The 17010-nt window shown below is 45.7% G+C and carries 16 protein-coding genes and 1 tRNA gene; 14 read left to right on the top strand and 3 right to left on the bottom strand.

The genetic code is table 11. The annotated features are described in order from the left end of the window. The first annotated feature begins 9 nt into the window (after positions 1-9). From ACWQXP_RS00620 to ACWQXP_RS00580, 9 genes are all read left to right on the top strand, one after another. A complete protein-coding gene (locus tag ACWQXP_RS00620; protein WP_454060896.1) occupies positions 10-816 on the top strand; it encodes a c-type cytochrome in 807 nt (268 codons plus the stop codon). 94 nt (positions 817-910) lie between these two features. After that, positions 911-1786, top strand: a complete 876-nt coding sequence (locus ACWQXP_RS00615; RefSeq protein WP_454060895.1) for a Rieske 2Fe-2S domain-containing protein — start codon at positions 911-913, stop codon at positions 1784-1786. A gap of 18 nt (positions 1787-1804) precedes the next feature. After that, complete coding sequence (locus tag ACWQXP_RS00610; protein WP_454060894.1) at positions 1805-2917, top strand: cytochrome b; 1113 nt, start codon at positions 1805-1807, stop codon at positions 2915-2917. Between the two features lie 94 nt (positions 2918-3011). Then, a complete protein-coding gene (locus ACWQXP_RS00605) occupies positions 3012-3884 on the top strand; it encodes a hypothetical protein (protein WP_454060893.1) in 873 nt (290 codons plus the stop codon). A gap of 64 nt (positions 3885-3948) precedes the next feature. Further along, positions 3949-5811, top strand: a complete 1863-nt coding sequence (locus ACWQXP_RS00600; protein WP_454060892.1) for a cytochrome ubiquinol oxidase subunit I — start codon at positions 3949-3951, stop codon at positions 5809-5811. A gap of 50 nt (positions 5812-5861) precedes the next feature. Further along, the gene (locus ACWQXP_RS00595) at positions 5862-6506 is read left to right on the top strand and encodes a c-type cytochrome (protein ID WP_454060891.1); all 645 of its coding nucleotides are present in this window, start codon (positions 5862-5864) and stop codon (positions 6504-6506) included. A 34-nt stretch (positions 6507-6540) separates the two neighbouring features. Further along, the gene (locus tag ACWQXP_RS00590; RefSeq protein ID WP_454060890.1) at positions 6541-7263 is read left to right on the top strand and encodes a c-type cytochrome; all 723 of its coding nucleotides are present in this window, start codon (positions 6541-6543) and stop codon (positions 7261-7263) included. Positions 7264-7310: 47 nt separating this feature from the next. Beyond that, entirely contained in the window at positions 7311-8156 is an 846-nt protein-coding gene (locus tag ACWQXP_RS00585; protein ID WP_454060889.1) for an ethylbenzene dehydrogenase-related protein, read from the top strand. Then, complete coding sequence (locus ACWQXP_RS00580; RefSeq protein WP_454060888.1) at positions 8153-9199, top strand: c-type cytochrome; 1047 nt, start codon at positions 8153-8155, stop codon at positions 9197-9199. Before ACWQXP_RS00585 ends, ACWQXP_RS00580 begins: the two co-directional genes overlap by 4 nt. 3 nt (positions 9200-9202) lie before the next feature. Here ACWQXP_RS00580 and ubiA read toward each other — a convergent pair whose 3' ends face one another. Then, positions 9203-10114 carry a 4-hydroxybenzoate octaprenyltransferase gene (gene ubiA / locus ACWQXP_RS00575; protein ID WP_454060887.1) on the bottom strand — a complete coding sequence of 304 codons (912 nt, stop codon included), beginning with the start codon at positions 10112-10114 and terminating at the stop codon, positions 9203-9205. A gap of 125 nt (positions 10115-10239) precedes the next feature. Next, positions 10240-10698 carry a DUF2914 domain-containing protein gene (locus ACWQXP_RS00570; RefSeq protein ID WP_454060886.1) on the bottom strand — a complete coding sequence of 153 codons (459 nt, stop codon included), beginning with the start codon at positions 10696-10698 and terminating at the stop codon, positions 10240-10242. A gap of 247 nt (positions 10699-10945) precedes the next feature. Between ACWQXP_RS00570 and ACWQXP_RS00565 the strand changes: the two genes are divergently transcribed. The 5 genes from ACWQXP_RS00565 to ACWQXP_RS00545 all read left to right on the top strand — a co-directional run bounded on the left by ACWQXP_RS00565 (position 10946) and on the right by ACWQXP_RS00545 (position 16572). Beyond that, a tRNA-Thr gene (locus ACWQXP_RS00565) sits at positions 10946-11020 on the top strand. A gap of 330 nt (positions 11021-11350) precedes the next feature. Further along, the gene (locus tag ACWQXP_RS00560) at positions 11351-12001 is read left to right on the top strand and encodes a bactofilin family protein (RefSeq protein ID WP_454060885.1); all 651 of its coding nucleotides are present in this window, start codon (positions 11351-11353) and stop codon (positions 11999-12001) included. A gap of 753 nt (positions 12002-12754) precedes the next feature. Beyond that, positions 12755-13012 carry a hypothetical protein gene (locus ACWQXP_RS00555; RefSeq protein WP_454060884.1) on the top strand — a complete coding sequence of 86 codons (258 nt, stop codon included), beginning with the start codon at positions 12755-12757 and terminating at the stop codon, positions 13010-13012. Between the two features lie 618 nt (positions 13013-13630). Next, complete coding sequence (locus ACWQXP_RS00550; RefSeq protein WP_454060883.1) at positions 13631-15127, top strand: DUF2868 domain-containing protein; 1497 nt, start codon at positions 13631-13633, stop codon at positions 15125-15127. Beyond that, positions 15097-16572, top strand: a complete 1476-nt coding sequence (locus tag ACWQXP_RS00545; RefSeq protein ID WP_454060882.1) for a GTPase domain-containing protein — start codon at positions 15097-15099, stop codon at positions 16570-16572. The genes ACWQXP_RS00550 and ACWQXP_RS00545 overlap by 31 nt, the downstream gene beginning before the upstream one ends. Positions 16573-16599: 27 nt before the next feature. Here the strand turns inward: ACWQXP_RS00545 and ACWQXP_RS00540 are convergent, their stop codons facing one another. Further along, positions 16600-16989 carry a pyrophosphohydrolase domain-containing protein gene (locus tag ACWQXP_RS00540; protein ID WP_454060881.1) on the bottom strand — a complete coding sequence of 130 codons (390 nt, stop codon included), beginning with the start codon at positions 16987-16989 and terminating at the stop codon, positions 16600-16602. Between the last annotated feature and the right edge of the window lie 21 nt (positions 16990-17010).

The following is a 17010-nucleotide window of genomic DNA, read 5'->3' as shown; positions in this document are numbered from 1 at the left end:
GAGAAGCGAATGGCTCAGCAAAGTCTAATGGGTAGCATTATGAAAAAGGGGATTGTTGGCGTCATTATTGGCGTCATTCTCGTTGTCGTCGCCAAGCTGACTGGTTTCCCGTTTGTGTTCCAGGTGATGTTCTTTTCGTATGCCATGTTGGGTGCTCTTGTCTTCATCTTACTTGATGCGCCTTCAATGAATCGACTTGAGGGTCCTAAGGCTGCGATCGGGTTGGTCGTGTTTTATATTGTTCTGTCTGTCATATTTACGGGAGGGGCTAGTGGACTCCCACAATATGATCCTGAAGTTGAAAAAGGAAAAATTGATAAAGTTCTCAAACTTAGAAAAGCAAGAACTCAACAGGGAAAGGCCGAAGAGTTGATTGCGCGTGCAAAAGCCCTTGATGAGCGAGCAATAGCGATTGATAAAAAGTTAAATACGTTGGGAGCTGGAAAGATTGATGTGGTTGTGGAGGCTGCGCCTACGACCTCTGCTGCTGGAGGTGACATTGTTGCTCTAGGAAAAGAGCAATGGGAATTGCAAGAATGCTACAACTGTCACAAGTTATTTGGAGAAGGCGGGAAAAAGCGTGGCCCTGTTATGGACAACATTGGAAACCTCATGACGGCTGAACAGCTAAGAGAAAAAATTCTGGATCCTAAGAGCTGGATGGCCGAAGGCTTCGATAAACAGTATAAGAAAGGCAAAATGCCTGATAAATATAAAGATTTGATGTTTGATGAAGAAATCGATGCACTTGTGGCGTTCCTTGTATCTCTGAAAGATGCATCGGTGGTAACCCCCAAACCCATTAAAATGAATTAACCCATGATTGTAGGCATTTAGTGTTATGCAACCTAAGTTAACTGCAAAAGCTCGGTGTAGTGATGGTGAGGTCGGTAAGATCTCAAAGGTAATTATGGATCCCATCTCGCACGAGGTGAGCCATGTGGTCGTTCAAGAGTCTGGGGCAATGCGATTGGAGCGTTGTGTCCCAATAGGAGATGTTCAAGAAATTGTGAGTGAGGAGGAAGTTGTTCTTCGTTGTTCATCTTCCGAGTTTAGCCAGTATTCCGTTTTGGATCGAGATCAGTATGTGACGCCTCACGAAGTCGAAATTGCACACCTTGAAGATAATATCCATGTGGAGCCTGGTGAGGTGCTTGTCCCGCTCCCATGTTTAGAGCGCGATGTGCCTCGTCGTACGTTTTTTACCAATATGACCCATGCGATTGGCGCATTGATTGCCCTGCCTCTTGCATTCCCTGTCTTAAAGTACCTGATGAAACCCATGTACAAACCCTTCGATAACGCATGGTTTGATGTTGGTAATTCTAAGAAAATTGCAAAAGAAAATATTGGGTATCAATTTAAGTTTACTCGAGGGTTTAAAGAAGCCTTTATGCCTGAGCAGCAGATCGAAAAGAATATTTGGGTTGTGAAGGCGACGCCAGAAGTAAAAAAGGCTGTATATGAAGGTGAAGATAGAAAGTTTTACGATAATAAAGGTGATGTAATTTGGGTGAATAAGGCCAATTCCCCATTCATTGGATTCTCGGGGAAGTGTCCGCATTTAGGATGTGGATATAAATGGAGAAGGACAAAAAACTTTCCTGATGGAGTATTTCTTTGTCCCTGTCATCTCAGCATCTATGATGAAGCGGGAAAAGTTATTGATGGGCCCGCGCCGAGAGCGTTAGACGTGCTACCTCTCGATATCAACGCTGGTGGAGAAATTAAAGTTATCGACGTTGAGTATAAGGCTGGCGTCAAAAATCAAATCAGACTCTTGTAATTCCCTCACGACAATATCATGAATAATCAGCAACGTACTGCGAACGAACCGAATGCGTTAGAAAAGGTAGTGGACTTTGTCGACGAGCGTGTTGGCCTAAAGACCATACAGGCCAAAATGCTCAATGAGCCTGTCCCTGGAGGGTCACGATGGGCCTATGCCTTTGGATCCTGTCTTCTCTTTATCTTTATCCTTCAAGTGGTCACGGGCATTTTGTTGATGTTTTATTATGTCCCAAGTACAGATCACGCGTATGATAGTACGCAGTACATCATTCATGAAGTTGAGTATGGATGGTTCTTGCTGAGTTACCATTTCTGGGGATCCTCAGCGATGGTTGTGATGGTATTTGCGCACATGTCTCAGGTTTTTTTATGGGGAGCGTATAAAAAACCGCGAGAACTTATCTGGCTTGTTGGTTTGGCCCTATTTGGCATTGTGATGGCCTTTGGGTTTACAGGCTACCTCCTTCCATGGGATCAGCGAGCCTACTGGGCAACAGTGGTCGGTGTAGAGATCATGGATAAAACGCCGATTGTCGGTGATTTTATGGCTCGATTTTTAAAGGGTGGTCCGACTCCTGGACAAATGACCTTAAGTCGATTCTTTGTCATCCATGTTATGGTCTTGCCTGCAGGGTTAATGGGGCTAGCTGGACTGCATATCTTTTTATTTCGAAAGGCAGGTCCTGCAGGTCCATTCAGAGGCACACCGGAAGAGCTCAAAGCCAAGACCGATTACTTTTTCCCTCGGCAAATATGGAAAGACATTGTGGCAATGGCCACGGTTTTTCTTATTGTCTGTAGCTTGGCGTTTATTGAGCCAGTGACGTTGCTGGAGCAAGCGACTCCTGATCCAGGCGACTATCATCCAGAGCCTGAATGGTATTTCCTCTTTCTGTTTCAACTTTTACGTTTAAAGATGTTTGGTGGAGAGTTTGGGCAATTTCTCGGAGCTATTGCGATACCTGGGGCATTTATGGCTTTCCTCGCCGCATTGCCGTTTATCGATACCAATCCACAGCGAGACATTTTCAAGCGACCGGTTGCACTTGTTGGCTGGATTGTCATTATGCTTGGAATACTGATCTTTACCGTTTCAGCTATTATCAATCGACAGTTTCTCGACTAATCATAAAGGCTGAAATTTCTAGGCCGTAAATAATAAATAAGATGTGTGGTTTTGGGAACAGTAAATTTTAAAATACGACGCGTTGTAAATATCCATGTCTAATACAAAGCTCGGTCTACTTGTTTTTTGGCCTACCTTCTGGACTGGCTTTCCCATCAAGATGGTAATTTGTCTCCTGTTGCTTGCAGGTGGCCTTCGTCCATGGAAAGGTCTTGGTCTTGAATTTTTGCTCGTTCTCTCAATCCCAATCGACATATGGGCCTTGGGCCTTTGTGGGCGAACGGTATTACTGGAACGATTAAATATTGATCCACAATCTGGATTAGGGAAAAGGTTATGGTGGAAGTGGGCACTGTTCAGTGTGATTTATCTTCCACTGCTGTATTTTATCGTCGGGTTTGTAACATCAGCATCAAAAGCCGTGACCACCAGCATTATCGAAACGATTAAAGAAAATGTATGGGTCATTCCGGTTGCTGAGCAAATTACGATCGAATTAGTCATGTGGGGAAGTGTTGCCAGTGCGGTGTTGGTGCTGCTCATTATAGGCTGGTTTTATGGGCTTGGAGCGCTGGCTCAGGGAGAAGTAAAGTCTTCAAAATCTAAAGATGGTAACTTTGAGCAAATTGTGTATTTTTGGGATAAAATTCGCATTCCTGCCGACCAAGGTCTTCTGCTGACAGCATTCACATTTGCCGGTGTGGTTCTGGTATTTCTTTTCTGGGTACTGTTGCCGGAAACAACCCCTCATCCACATGATGAATATGAGTACTCAAATGTGGTAAAGATAGAGCCGCCGGTGAAACCGTTAGAGGTATTAAAGAACACAGAAAAAGTTCTAAAGAAAGCAGAGTTGACCATTGTGGAGTTAGAGAAAGAAAAAGACGCGAGCGGTGATACGCAAGTTAACAAAGAAAAGAAGCCTGACAAAGCGGCAGAGGGAAAAATAAAATCTCCCCCTAAATAACGGGGTATTAACACTACCGTTATATCATGGTTCTTTATAACGAGTGGGTGAGGAGAACGTAATCATGTACGGAAGACCTCTACAGATCCTCAGGAATTCACACTTTCCGATTTCGGGGGTCTCCCTTCTTAAGTGGGGTGGGTTGTTCGTTCTTCTGCTGTTCCCGATTCTGGCTTGGGCTCAAGACGCTGCAACCCAAGCGATGTCAGTTGAGTATCGTGACATCCCAGGTATTGGAAGTCGAAATATTATCTGGATTGTTGCCCAGCAACATCTTCTCCTCGCCGGCTTTGTGTTAGGTGTTCCAATCTTTGCTTGGGTATGTGAAATCGTTGGATGGAAGACCAATGAGCCACGCTATGACAAGCTGGCGAAGGAATTTACGAAGCTTCTGACATCAGCATACGCGACGACGGCTTTGTTTGGTGGCATTCTTCTCTTTCTTCTGATTGGGCTGTATCCCAAGCTGATGGCCTACCTCACGGATATATTTTTCCCATCGTTTATCGCCTACTGCATCCTCTTCATTCTTGAAACCGCGACATTGTATATGTACTGGTATGGGTGGGATGCGATGCAGGGCAGGAAAAAAGCCTTTCATATCTTCCTTGGACTCCTGCTTAATCTATTTGCTCTTGGCATTATGATCGTTCCAAATGCGTGGGCCACATTTCAGGCAAGTCCCGTTGTCGTTTCCGATGGGACGGCCATTGAACGGGCATGGGCAGCCATGCAAAATCCCACATGGTGGCCGGTGAATATTCATCGATTGATTGCGAATGTGGTGCTTGGTGGGTTTATCTGTGGTGCCTATGCAGGCGTTCGGTATCTTCTTGCTGTTACGAAAGAAGAAAAAGAGCATTATGACTGGATGGGGTATGTTGGTAATTTCATCGGGGTGTTTGGAATGTTGCCGCTTCCCTTTGCTGGCTATTGGTTGATGAGAGAAATCTATCAGTACAATCAGCAAATGGGGATTACGCTGATGGGAGGTTTCTTAGCCTGGCTCTTTATTCTACAGGCGATGCTCATTGGCGTGTTGTTTCTTGGAGCAAATTATTATTTTTGGCTAGGTATCGCTCATCGAATACCTGGGTCTGAAGGTCAATATAAGAAACCAATCATGGCCATGTTGGTGGTTCTGTTGGCCTGTCTCGCAGTTTGGATGACCCCGCACTCACTTGTTGCCAGCTTAGCAGAAGCTCAAAAAATGGGAGGGACTCACCATCCGCTTCTTGGAGTGTTCGGCGTCATGTCTGCCAAAATGACGGTGTCGAATCTGATGATTCTCGTCACGTTTATGAGTTTCATTATGTATTGGCGCGCGGGAAAGGTCGAGACTGCAGGGTGGGCAAAAGCCGCAAAAGCCTTGATGGGGGTACTATTAGTTATTGCCGGAACAGCAGTCATTGTGCTGGGAGTGTGGGGATATTTTGTCCCCGCAATTGTCCGCATTAACTATTTCTCAGTGGCCCAAGTGCTGATTGTCATTTTCATCATGGTCACTTTTACACCGCTCACGGCTCTATTGATGAAGAGTGCAAAGACGACCACGGAGATGGTTTGGGGGAAAATGCCAGTTCGTGCAGGGTACAGCTTGGTCTTAAATGCAGTGATGGTTATTTTGCTTATGTCCCTAATGGGTTATGCAAGATCGTCTTCCCGTGTTCATTGGCATATATATGGAGTCATGCGTGATACATCTGAGTATGCGTATTCACCGGCTTTAGGATATGCTGCAGCCTTTATGTCGCTGAACACCTTTGTCTTTTGCTTGTTGGCCGCATTTATCTTTTGGGTGGCCACGTTAGGTGATAAAGCGAAGAGTCAACCTCCTGGCGGACAAGAAGTCCAAGTTCCACCTCTGGGAAGCACCTCACCGGCAATGGCTGGAGGTTCTCCGAGACCAAATGAACTTTCATCCTGATGGGCATGATTTTGAATTGACATGAAAATAACAATGAAAAGTGAGGCATCATGAGTGAAGTTGCATTACTACAATTAATTGGATTGATTGTTGTAGGGCTGGGTATCAGTATCCTCCTTTTCATTAAATCTAAATTTCTTCGAGTCATAGGGTTTGTCATTATTGTCCTCGGCTCGTTTAGTCTTGTGGCTCTCAGTGTTCCGCAGATGGCGTCTCTTCCACCTGCAATTGAGTCATTCGACATTGCCAGTGTGAAGTCTCCTGATGATCTCGCTTCCCTGGGGCAAAAAATATTTTTTAGTAAAGGGCAATGTGCTCTTTGTCATTCAATCGGTCCGAGTGAATCAGCCCGATGTCCGGACCTTGCCGGCATAGGTGCGAAGCTCGCGCCGGAATTTATTTATGAGAGTTTAACGGATCCGCAGGCATACATTTATTTAGACTTTAGGCACGATCAATTACCAGAACAGTATCCAGCTCAGATGCCGTACATTAACAAGAATCCCATTGCGCTCAGTCAGCCGGAGATCTACTCCGTCATTGCCTTTTTACAAAAGATGAGTGGAGAACCGGTTAGTATCAAAGTCGAAGATGTGTTGAGCCCTGATTCCGATCAGGTAGAAGAGAAAATTGCGATTCATGGTACGATGCCAAGTGGTAATGCTTCCGTCGTCGTCGCGCAAGCAATTGACTAGGGCTCCGAATCATCCTTAATTAGGAGTAAGCGATATGAAAGGCCCTCTTGTTTCTACAGTGATTCTTCTCGTAGGAGTCTATATATTTCTGGCGTTTCTTCTTCCTCTCGTTACCGCTCCATTGCCGGCAAGTCTTATCTACTTGTATCTGGCCATTACGCTCAGTGGCATTATGATTTATCAAACGATGAGTGCTGGTGGATTGGAAGCATTTATGGGGCCAATTTATCGCTTCTTATCTGGAGAAATTGATGGACCAGCTAAGATGGCAAGGCTGGCTCTCTTGATTGTTTTCCCACTTCTTGTTGGGTGGCAGACATATACAAAGCTGGCTCCAAGTGATTTACCTCCGGCTGAAAATAGAACTATTCATCCCGCACCCCCAGGTGAATTTGTCGGTTTAGCCAATCCCTATCCTGTGAATGAACAAAATATTCAGGAAGGAAAAGGTATTTACGCGGCCAACTGTTCCCCTTGCCATGGTCCAAATTTTGATGGAAAAGGGTCGGCAGCCCCAGGATTTAATCCACCTCCAGCAAATTTTGCAGACCCAGGAACCATAGCGCAACTTCAGGAATCATATTTATTCTGGAGAATTAAAAAGGGGGGCGTTGGGCTCCCGATTGAAGGCATGCCGTGGAAGTCTGCGATGCCACGATGGGAGCATGAGTTAACCGACGAGAAAATTTGGAAGGTGATCATTGGGGAATATGACGGTGCCGGGCAATCTCCGAGAACATGGGAAGAAGAGGAATAAAAGGTTTAATTGGGTTAGGTGATCTGATGGCATATAGGTATGAGAATATGAAACGCTGGCTGACGAGTTTAAATCCAAGATTTCCCCTCGCCCTCATTGGTGTTCTGTTTGTGACGTGGTTTAGTCCGGTGTATGCAAGTGATCCTCCTCCGGATAATTCGCCTGCTAGTGTATCGGTTCGTGTGTATTTGTCTGAAGATGCCGTGCCGATCGACGATCCTGAGTCTTCTGCCTGGGATTCCGTGCCAGAGTCAGAATTTAATTTAGCCCCACAGGTACATTGGCCGGATCGTTTGCAAGAAGCCACAGTCAAATCCGTTAAAGTTCGTGGACTCCATGATGGACAGACCATTGCGATTCGAGTGGAATACCAAGATCCGACCCAAGATCCCGCTGATGCGGCGGCTCTGGAGTTTATGGTTGGTGATCAAAAAGCCCATTTTGCCCATGGACAAGAAATGCTTTTGGTCGAAGGCGGGCCAGTCAATATTTGGTATTGGAAGAACGAAACCGGAAAAGCGACGGATATGAGTGCCAAAGGATTTAAAACGCTCAAGCCTCAAACCCAACAAGATGTTTCCGCTAAGGGAGTTTGGGTAGACGGTAAATGGACGGTCGTGTTTTCACGACCACTTCTAACGAGCGATGAGGAGGATATTCAAATCAACCCAGGGACGTGGACCAGTGTCGCATTTGCCTTTTGGGACGGAAAGCTTGTCGATGGCGCTGTGAAGGAAAAAGGGAGTCAAAAAGCTGTCTCGTCTTGGTGGTCTATCCGTGCTGAGCCAGCGCCAGATAATTCCATTTTTGGGTATGTGGTCTTGGGTCTCATGATAGCCGCAGCATTTGAATTTTTCCTGGTTAGAAAACTTCGAAAAGGACAGGCCGTATGAATCTCTCGCAGCAGTCTTGGCGTCAGTGGGTATGGCCGTTAGTGGTCAGCTTCGGTCTCTTGTTCATGGTCAATGGGTGTGCCATGTTTGAAGATGAAGAAACGGCCAAGGGGAGAAAGATATATCGTCATTACTGTATGCATTGTCACGGAGAGTCCGGAAAGCAAGGAGAAGGCTTTAATTGGGATAGTCTTTCTAATATGGAATTTCCTCCACCAAAAGATCTCTCTGATTCATCAATGGCTGACTCGATTGCAGATGAAGATATTTTTAATGCCATTTCTCGTGAGATGAAAGATACCGCTGACCCTAAAGTGGTCGATGATGTGGACTACTTTGGCGTGGCCACGATGCCAACCTTCAAATACACATTGTCGGAGATGGAAATCTGGAGTTTGGTTCGATATGTCCGATCGTTGCATGGAGGGGATTTTACCTTTGATGTGAATGCTCGACGTCAACAACTTGAGGCAGAGCTTGAATCGGCAACTCAGGAGTTGGAGACGGCAACGCAAGCGCTTGAGGCGGCAGAGGAGAAACGTGACGAAGAGATAGAAGCAGCTGAGGCAGCGGCTGAAGCTGCAGGTGACGAAGATTTCGAAGCGGAAGAAATAGAATTGCCTGAAGAAGAAATTATGACGCAAGCGGCGATTAAACATAAAAAAGCTAAACTCGCATTCGAAAGTTTTGCCAAACGTCCTAAGATGACTGTGTCTCGTCCAGACTTGACTGTGAGCGACGAAGAACGTGCAGAGTTAGAGAAAACTGGTAAGCATCTCTATTTCAATAAATACGGATGTAATAGTTGTCATAGTCTTGAAGGCCAGGGAGGTCTTGTTGGACCTGAACTGGATCGAGCAGGCTTCCGGTTAAATGATACGTGGGTGTACAAATGGCTCATGTACCCTCAAGGCATTAAAAAGCATACTCGAATGCCGAACCTGGGATTCGATGATCAGGATGCAAGAGCTGTGACGGCTTATCTCGGAACGCTTCGAGCTCCGAAGCCAGATAAATCCATCGACTCTGCTGTTTCTGAATAGGTATTATACGAAGCCGATCCAGAAAGATAGGAGTATGGCTATTCCTACCCAAACATGTTTCTTAAACATCTGAAAGTAGTTTGTTGAAGGTTGTTTTGTTGTCAGTGTCCAAGATTGATAGATTACATACACGCTAATTGCTAATATCCCACCGTAAAACATAGGCCCTAACTCCATCATCCATCCTGCCATTCCTAAAAACAACATCGTTAAAACCGAAAACATTCCAACTCCAAGCCAAACATAGGATCCAAAAAGTATTGCCGATGACTTGACCCCTATTTGAAGGTCATCTTCTTTGTCCTGTAGGGCGTAGATGGTGTCATAGGCAATGGCCCAACATATTGTCGCAGCAAATAGCAGCCACGCGGTGATATCAAGCTGATTGCGTACGGCTGCCCAAGCCATGATACTCCCCCATCCAAAGGCGACTCCTAATATGAATTGAGGGATATGGATGTATCGTTTTGCATACGGATAGACTGCAGCAAGGAGTAGGGCTATTGGACTCAGTGCCATAGTGAAAGGATTTAAAAACCACACCAATACAAAAGCGAAAAATGTGATCAGAGACGCCAATCCTAGCGCTTGAAGAGGAGTGAGCGCCCCACTGGCTAACGGACGGTGTTTTGTGCGGTAAACTTTTTGATCGATTGATCGATCTGCCAGATCATTAAAGATGACGCCAGCACTGCGCATGAAAAATGATCCAAGTATAAAGATGGCAATGAGTATAGGATCAGGTTGTCCCTCTGATGCGAGGGTCAATGCCCATAAGGATGGGAGCACAAGTAACAACGTTCCACTTTGATTCTGTAGTCGGATCAGTCGGGCATAAGCTGATAGTACCGATGGCTTTTGAGGAGATGGTTCCGGAGAAGAGTCTGTTGAAGGAGCGGGAAATGCGTTGACCATCTTCCGGTCATTTTCTCCAATATGAACATGCGTTCGTTAAATGGCTAGCTTCGTTGGCTTGAACATAGCCGATGTGAGGAAGATAAGAAGAGGAAAAGAGGCGTATGGTAATCATATGGCAGTGACTATTTTATGCTGAATCTCGTGATACAAAGGATACGTTCCGGGTCGTGCGACGGGGCCACGACAATCATCCAATCACCAGTAGGATTTCCTCGACGCAAGGATTTTGAACTCCACATTCGATAGCCAGGTGACGGCTTAATCGGAAGGTTCACTACAGCTATCGTTTCCCAGCCGTCTTCCAAATGTTGATGCCATGTATGGCGAATCGCGCCTTCTGAGGTAGAGGCAATCCGTGTCCAAAAGAAGATCTTTGGCCGAACTAACGAATTAACAACCGGGAGGTCGGATTGACCATTTTTATCTTTTTCGCAATGTACTGCTGGCGACACCGAGGCTGCCGGTTCTCGATTCTGAATGGAACTTGATAACGAAACCTCAAGAACTTCAAAGTCCGCCCAAGCATGTGCGCTGTGTAGAAAGCTGCTTCCAAGAATGAACAACGACAGAAGAACACGCACGACGGCGACTCCCCAATGAGTAAGTAGTTGACAATATAGTGAATAGTGTCCTCAACTTAGGACATTAACCTTTTCTTGTCAACGACTATCTCTGGAGAGGTTTTCTAATCGAGAAAGAGAAGAAAGTTGACGCCTCTCCCTTAAGAACGGTATAAAATGTCTATGGTTGTCCGGCATCCTGCAATTCTACAAGGACTTCCCATTCAAAGTTTTAGCCCTTCTCTTTTTGACTAGTCAACGAGCCAGGGCCGGCGTAGCTCAGTGGTAGAGCAACGGTTTCGTAAACCGTAGGTCGGTGGTTCAATCCCACTCGCCGGCTCCAGTTAAATTGTATCCTCCCACATATGACCGCCTCTGCTTCGACGGAGGTATTTCATCACTGGTGACGTCAGCCAGGCGTATTCAAATGTACTTCTCGGGTGTTCAAGGGATAGGAGCCAGAAGGTTCAGCGTTTTGCAAATATGCGTTACAGAATGAATTTTCTGTGCGTAACTTTGAAAGACTAAAACCATCAAAATTGATGTTAAAGCTGGTTAGATGAATTGCCGATAGAATTACACTATGGACAGGAAACACGAAGGTATTCTTACACACCCATAGTAGGGTCACGGCATTAAGCCGGTATCCTCATGAACCTTAGGAGGAGAGTTTATGGCAACTGTTAGTGAATTAGACGTGCCAACGCAGTCTGCTGCAAGTTACGGAAACTTAGAGTCACAAAAGACCTTTCACGTTCCCACTCAGCCTGTAGATGGAAAAGGTGAGGTCGTCGCCTTTATTGGTCCTGGGGTGGAATTTAAGGGAGAAATTTTCTACGAAGGCAGCGTGCAGATTGATGGAAGTATGGATGGGCAAATTCATACGAATGGGACCTTATTAATTGGTGAACAGGCAGTCATTAGTGCCAAAGTGAATGCCGGGTCAGTCATTAGTAAAGGGAAAGTCAATGGCGATATTGTGGCAAACAAACAGGTTCAACTTCTTTCGACGGCTATCATGGATGGATCATTGAAAACTCCGGAATTATCGATGGAAATTGGTGTCGTCTTTAATGGAGATATCTCCATGAATTCAAATAGTGCAGTGTCTAACGAAAATTCAGGGACGAAATATAAAGAGCAAGTGTCCTATCAAAAGCCTAATGGCAATACGGGTCATAACTTCAGCAATGGTGGGAAAAAGAATAAAGGTCCAGAAACATCAACCACCTCCGCCGAATCTTCGGGAACAGAGACGAATACTGATAAAAACTCAACAAACGGTTCTTCAACAAAGTCGGATACCGGTAGCGCTTTGAAGTAAGAACCTCAGCTCTATCCTTTCGTGTCTCGTCATGGGCAGTTTTCTAGGTAGCAACAGGATATGTTGTTACTTAGGAGACTGCCTATTTGTGTCTCATTACATTAATCCAGGTATTTGATCTTCTCGATATTATTTTGTTCGCCATCCTCTCTCTAGTTCAACAAGATTTCTCACCTTGAGCAAGCTTGTGTCTCATAGTACGAAAGAGGGAGTCCCGCCGTTTCTCTCTGTTCTTGGCATCTCGTGTGCCTTATGAGTGGTGGCTAGTAAGTGCTTGAGCGCTCAACTCAAGGGATACGATCAACGTAAGATGGACTGACACAAGCTATCACCAGATAACACGCCGAGAATAGAGACTTTTTAGCGATTGGCTGCATTCAGCCATGCATGGTCGTCAGTCAGATTTACACGATCTCCTGGTTTGTCTTTTTTCATTCCCGACGAAAAAAGAATCCCCACTGTCCTTTATTCCTAAGTGCTAGGTATTCCTGTGTATTGTGTCAGTTCTATCTTGATAAACAAAAAGGGCATGCACCTTGCTCAAGTCAAGCTAGGAACACACAACTGGTGAAATAGAGAGAGAGGACAACATGAAGACATGTGATAAATGCCAAGGTTCGATGGTGATTGAGCGGGCGGTTGATCTTGAGGTCGGACTCAAAATGTTTTATTACGCGTGTTTAAATTGTGGTCGACGGGTGCAAGCTGAGAAGGAACCCCGGCCCCTAGTTCATTAAGAAAAGGAGGAACAGAATGTCCACAGGTACAAAGCAAACAGCACGACCTCTGACACATGATGAAAAAAAAGCTGCTGAAGCGGCATTTCGTGGTGCCCCCTTTAATCCAAAATGGTCCGAAGCGGCAAGGAAAGTCTATCAAGGGGTATCTGGAGCTGTCGCCAATCGACCGAGTGAAGTGTTTCGGGGGTTGGCTTCGCAAACACATAAATTAAGCACAACGTCGACGACTATTGAGCGAAAAAATCGGTCACGATCCAAGACAAAAATTTAATAAATGGTTTTCGTGGGGGCATCCCAATTGAGGGTATGCACCCCACATGACCATGTTCTCACCTCTTCAGTCTTATCTTAGCCATTATTTCTCGTTTTTCCTTACCCATACCGACAGGATTTTACACTCCTTACCGAAGGCGCTGATGGATGGGTTTGCGGTTTATAGACGTTTCAATTATAGCGAAATCGCAGAACGTTCAGTTGAATTGCCTATAATACACAACGCAACCACACGCATCGTACAAGCGAATGTTCAAAGGTACGGCTATAACTTTCGCATGTTTGAAGTGAATAATCGGGCGGGGTTAGTTGATATGCCTCTGCTGGAATTTGTTTGAATTCGCTATAAATGATGAAATCTTCTGCTGTGTCTGTCTACGACAGTTGCATAACATTGTTGATATGTTGGAATAGGGAGAATTGGTTAATTTTTGTTGAGCACAGGGTTATGTTCAAAACAGAAAGAGAGCAGATTCATATTTGAGGATGTGATACGCGCTATGGATATGGGAAAATGGGATAATTATCAAACACTGAGATTTCCGGAATCTCAACAACCTGTTACACTTCAATGAGCCCTCACTCAACGAAAATCCATACGGCCTGTTGATAATGAATGAACCCAGATAATTTCTCAAAAATTGTTCTTGTTTGGAGTTGTGAAGAAGAGGATCCTGCAGGATATTTTCTTTCACTGCACAATCGACAACGAGGCGAGCCTCTCGCACGTGAATCACAAATGTCTGATCAGTCCGATTCACCTCTTCATTTTTCTGAAGAATGGTTTGTGCGAGAGCGTGCAGAACGTCTGACTGCGAAACTCGAACACCGGTATTCCGTATTCCACGTAGCACGTCGTTTGACGCAGCGACAAATTCCTCTCCTCTTGATTGTTGCACTTGCTCTGCTCGGAGGATTCTTCACTGACCCTATTGGTCCCGAAGGACATATTAATCTTCTGCATTTCCCATTGCTCGCCTTAGTGTGTTGGAACATGGTCACGTATCTGTGGATGGGCATGAGACGAGTTGTCGTGAGCGCGTCGAAGAATGATCCCAATGAGTGGATATCGAATTGGTTGACCAAGGTAGGCCTTGGAATTTCACAATTTAACGTACGTTTTTTTCAACGAAAAAGTCCTGAAGAAAAACAATGGATCATCGCATCCTTGACGAGATTTTTTCGATTGTGGAGTTCGCTCGTGGGGCAAGCTGTGCGCCTGCAAGGTCGGTCTATTCTTCATTGGGGGGCGGCAGGTCTTGCGGCTGGAGTGATCATCGGAATGTACCTTCGAGGGTTTGCGTTTGAATATCGTGCCAGTTGGCAGAGTACGTTTCTCGAAACGGAACAGGTTCATGATGTCCTCGCCATCATTTTGTTTCCAGCTTCAATGATGTTGGGCGTTGACTTCCCATCTGTTCAGGCCATGGCGGCGCTCAAGGCCCCGGGCAGTGAGAATGCCGCGAAATGGATTCATCTGTGGGCGGTGACATGTCTGTTGATTATTGTCGTGCCAAGAATTGGTTTGGCTCTTTACGCAAGACGAAAGGCCTCGAAACAGTTAGACGAACTTAAACTTCCATTAGACGAACCGTATTTTCAGCGTTTGCTTGCTCCGTATCGAGGCGATGGTCTATGGGTGGAAGTCTTGCCGTATCAGTGTGAACTTGATCATTCTACAGCAACACGTCTTGAAGAGTGTTGTTTGCATATGTTCGGGAATGGCTCGTCCGTGCAGATACGATCTTCTATTGCCTATGGTGAAGATCAACGTCCCATGGATGTACCTCATCACATTCCCCTGCGAGTGCTTGTCATCTTTGATGTGGCAACGACACCTGAGCAGGAGGTGCATGGTGAATTTCTCAAAAATATTCAAAGTCAGGTTGGGGATTGGCCAGCTGGAGGATCGCTCTTACTCGTGATTCTGGCCGGGGCGTATCTGAAGCGAACGGATCAACAGCGTCTGGAGCAGAGAACTCAATCCTGGCAGCGCTTCACAAAGGGTTACGAAATCGAGCCTCTGTTTTTTTCTCCAACAATAGAAAACGATGAACTGTTGAAACAGGCAACAGGAAAATTATGGCCGACCCATGCTCAAGAGGTTTTGTGAGTCCGACGGGTACTTCAGAGATTACGATTTCAATTATTTCCCACACCAATATTGGAAAGACCACATTGGTGCGAACTCTGCTGCGTCGTGATGTGGGAAAGGTCCTGGATCAAGCACATGTGACGGATCAGAATGAGAAATTTACTTGGATAGAGACAGGTGATGGTGCACGATTGCATATTTGGGATACCCCTGGGTTTGGAAATTCGGTTCAACTGTTGAAGTTACTCCAACAACAAGAACATCCCATAGGGTGGATGATCGCGCACGTCTGGGACCGTTTCAAAGATCGCCCATTATGGTGCAGTCAACAAGCTCTCAAGAATGTACGTGATGAAGCTGACGTCGTGCTGTATCTTGTCAATGCATTAGAGAACCCAAAGCTCGCGAGTGGATACATTAAGCCCGAAATGGAGCTTCTTGATTGGCTGCAGAAGCCCGTACTGGTGATTCTGAATCAAATCGGTTCCGAGGGTGGAACGCGGGAAGGGGGCGAGTGCGAACGTGACTGGCAGGACTCACTTAAGCCGTATTCTGTTGTTCAAGGAGTCTTGAGTTTAGATAGTTTTTCGCGGTGTTGGATGCTTGAAGGAGTCTTGTTGGAATATGTTCAACGTCTACTCCCCACGGAGTCCCAGGAGACAATGATTCGTTTGACTGACAGGTGGAAGGATCAAAATACTGAAGTTTTCAAAAAAGCGATGAATCGGGTGGCGCATGTCCTGACCCGTGCCGCAAGTGATGAAGAAGACGTGAATGAGACAGGACAACTCAGGAAGATGAAAGTGAAACGTGCGGCGCAAGAATTGCGTCTTCGACTTGAACAGGATATTTGTCTTGCTATGCAAGATTTGATTGAATGGCATGGGTTGGAGGGAGAGGCCGCCATTAAAATTCAATCGCAATTGCAAGATGTGACCGTTCCAATAGAATCTTCAGCCATAGAGGAGGCTTTAGGACGTGCTGCGTTAGGAGGCTTTGGAGGGGCTGCGGCAGGAACTGCTGCCGGAGCTGCTATTGATGCCGCCACAGGTGGAATGTCGTTGGGGCTTTTTGCGCTGACAGGGGCATTTCTTGGTGCATTAGGGTTAGCCGCCTGGGGAAACGAAGTCGAAATGGAAGAGACGTTAAAGATTAAGTGGGTGCCGGAGTTTCTTCATACGCTCACGCAAGATCTTCTTTTACGCTATATGGCGGTAGCTCATTTTGGTCGTGGCCGTGGAAGTTTTCAGGCAGATCAAGATAGTCCAATCATTTGGCAAGAAGCCATACGCAACGTGTATGAAGATGATCAGTCAGCGTTTCAAAGAATTTGGGAGACGGATGATGAGCGTGCATCTCAAGGTATGGAGGAACGAACTCCTCGCCTCGCAGTGCAACTTGAATCCGTAACTCGCGAGGTTCTTCGAACGCTCTATCCTGCGACCAAGAATTTCAATTTGTAAATCCAGAGATTTTAGACGTTTATGGTTTTACGATAGGTTCTCGCGTAGACCTTGAGTTGTAAGAACGGGAACTACATCCGCTGGTGAGTAGGTTGGTGGTTTGACCCATTTTCCATCTTCCCGTTTATGCCCTCCCACTTTACTCATGTTGGAGCGATGGACTTCTTGGAAAACAGGTTCCATATCAATCCCGCACGATACGGCAGTTCCATAGACGACGTACAACAGGTCCGCGAGTTCCTTCGCGATATTCGGGAGATCTTTGGTCTTCATAGCTTCTTGGAGTTCCTCAAATTCTTCTTGTATAAGACGAGTTCTCAGCGTTTGTGTGGATTCGTCGGGTAGTGTTGGTTGACGTGCGATCTGAATATCAAATTGTTGATGAAATTCTAAAACCATTTGTTGAGCCTTGTTCACGTGTTTGTCTTCCTTTCCTTT

The sequence above is a fragment of the Candidatus Nitrospira salsa genome, from assembly GCF_965152625.1.
This window is presented reverse-complemented; position numbering and strand designations above follow the sequence as displayed.

Coding starts and splice junctions, on each gene's coding strand:
- ACWQXP_RS00620 (WP_454060896.1), top strand. CDS start 10: ATGGCTCAGCAAAGTCTAATGGGTAGCATTATGAAAAAGGGGATTGTT.
- ACWQXP_RS00615 (WP_454060895.1), top strand. CDS start 911: ATGGATCCCATCTCGCACGAGGTGAGCCATGTGGTCGTTCAAGAGTCT.
- ACWQXP_RS00610 (WP_454060894.1), top strand. CDS start 1,805: ATGAATAATCAGCAACGTACTGCGAACGAACCGAATGCGTTAGAAAAG.
- ACWQXP_RS00605 (WP_454060893.1), top strand. CDS start 3,012: ATGTCTAATACAAAGCTCGGTCTACTTGTTTTTTGGCCTACCTTCTGG.
- ACWQXP_RS00600 (WP_454060892.1), top strand. CDS start 3,949: ATGTACGGAAGACCTCTACAGATCCTCAGGAATTCACACTTTCCGATT.
- ACWQXP_RS00595 (WP_454060891.1), top strand. CDS start 5,862: ATGAGTGAAGTTGCATTACTACAATTAATTGGATTGATTGTTGTAGGG.
- ACWQXP_RS00590 (WP_454060890.1), top strand. CDS start 6,541: ATGAAAGGCCCTCTTGTTTCTACAGTGATTCTTCTCGTAGGAGTCTAT.
- ACWQXP_RS00585 (WP_454060889.1), top strand. CDS start 7,311: ATGAAACGCTGGCTGACGAGTTTAAATCCAAGATTTCCCCTCGCCCTC.
- ACWQXP_RS00580 (WP_454060888.1), top strand. CDS start 8,153: ATGAATCTCTCGCAGCAGTCTTGGCGTCAGTGGGTATGGCCGTTAGTG.
- ubiA (WP_454060887.1), bottom strand. CDS start 10,114: ATGGTCAACGCATTTCCCGCTCCTTCAACAGACTCTTCTCCGGAACCA.
- ACWQXP_RS00560 (WP_454060885.1), top strand. CDS start 11,351: ATGGCAACTGTTAGTGAATTAGACGTGCCAACGCAGTCTGCTGCAAGT.
- ACWQXP_RS00555 (WP_454060884.1), top strand. CDS start 12,755: ATGTCCACAGGTACAAAGCAAACAGCACGACCTCTGACACATGATGAA.
- ACWQXP_RS00550 (WP_454060883.1), top strand. CDS start 13,631: ATGAACCCAGATAATTTCTCAAAAATTGTTCTTGTTTGGAGTTGTGAA.
- ACWQXP_RS00545 (WP_454060882.1), top strand. CDS start 15,097: ATGGCCGACCCATGCTCAAGAGGTTTTGTGAGTCCGACGGGTACTTCA.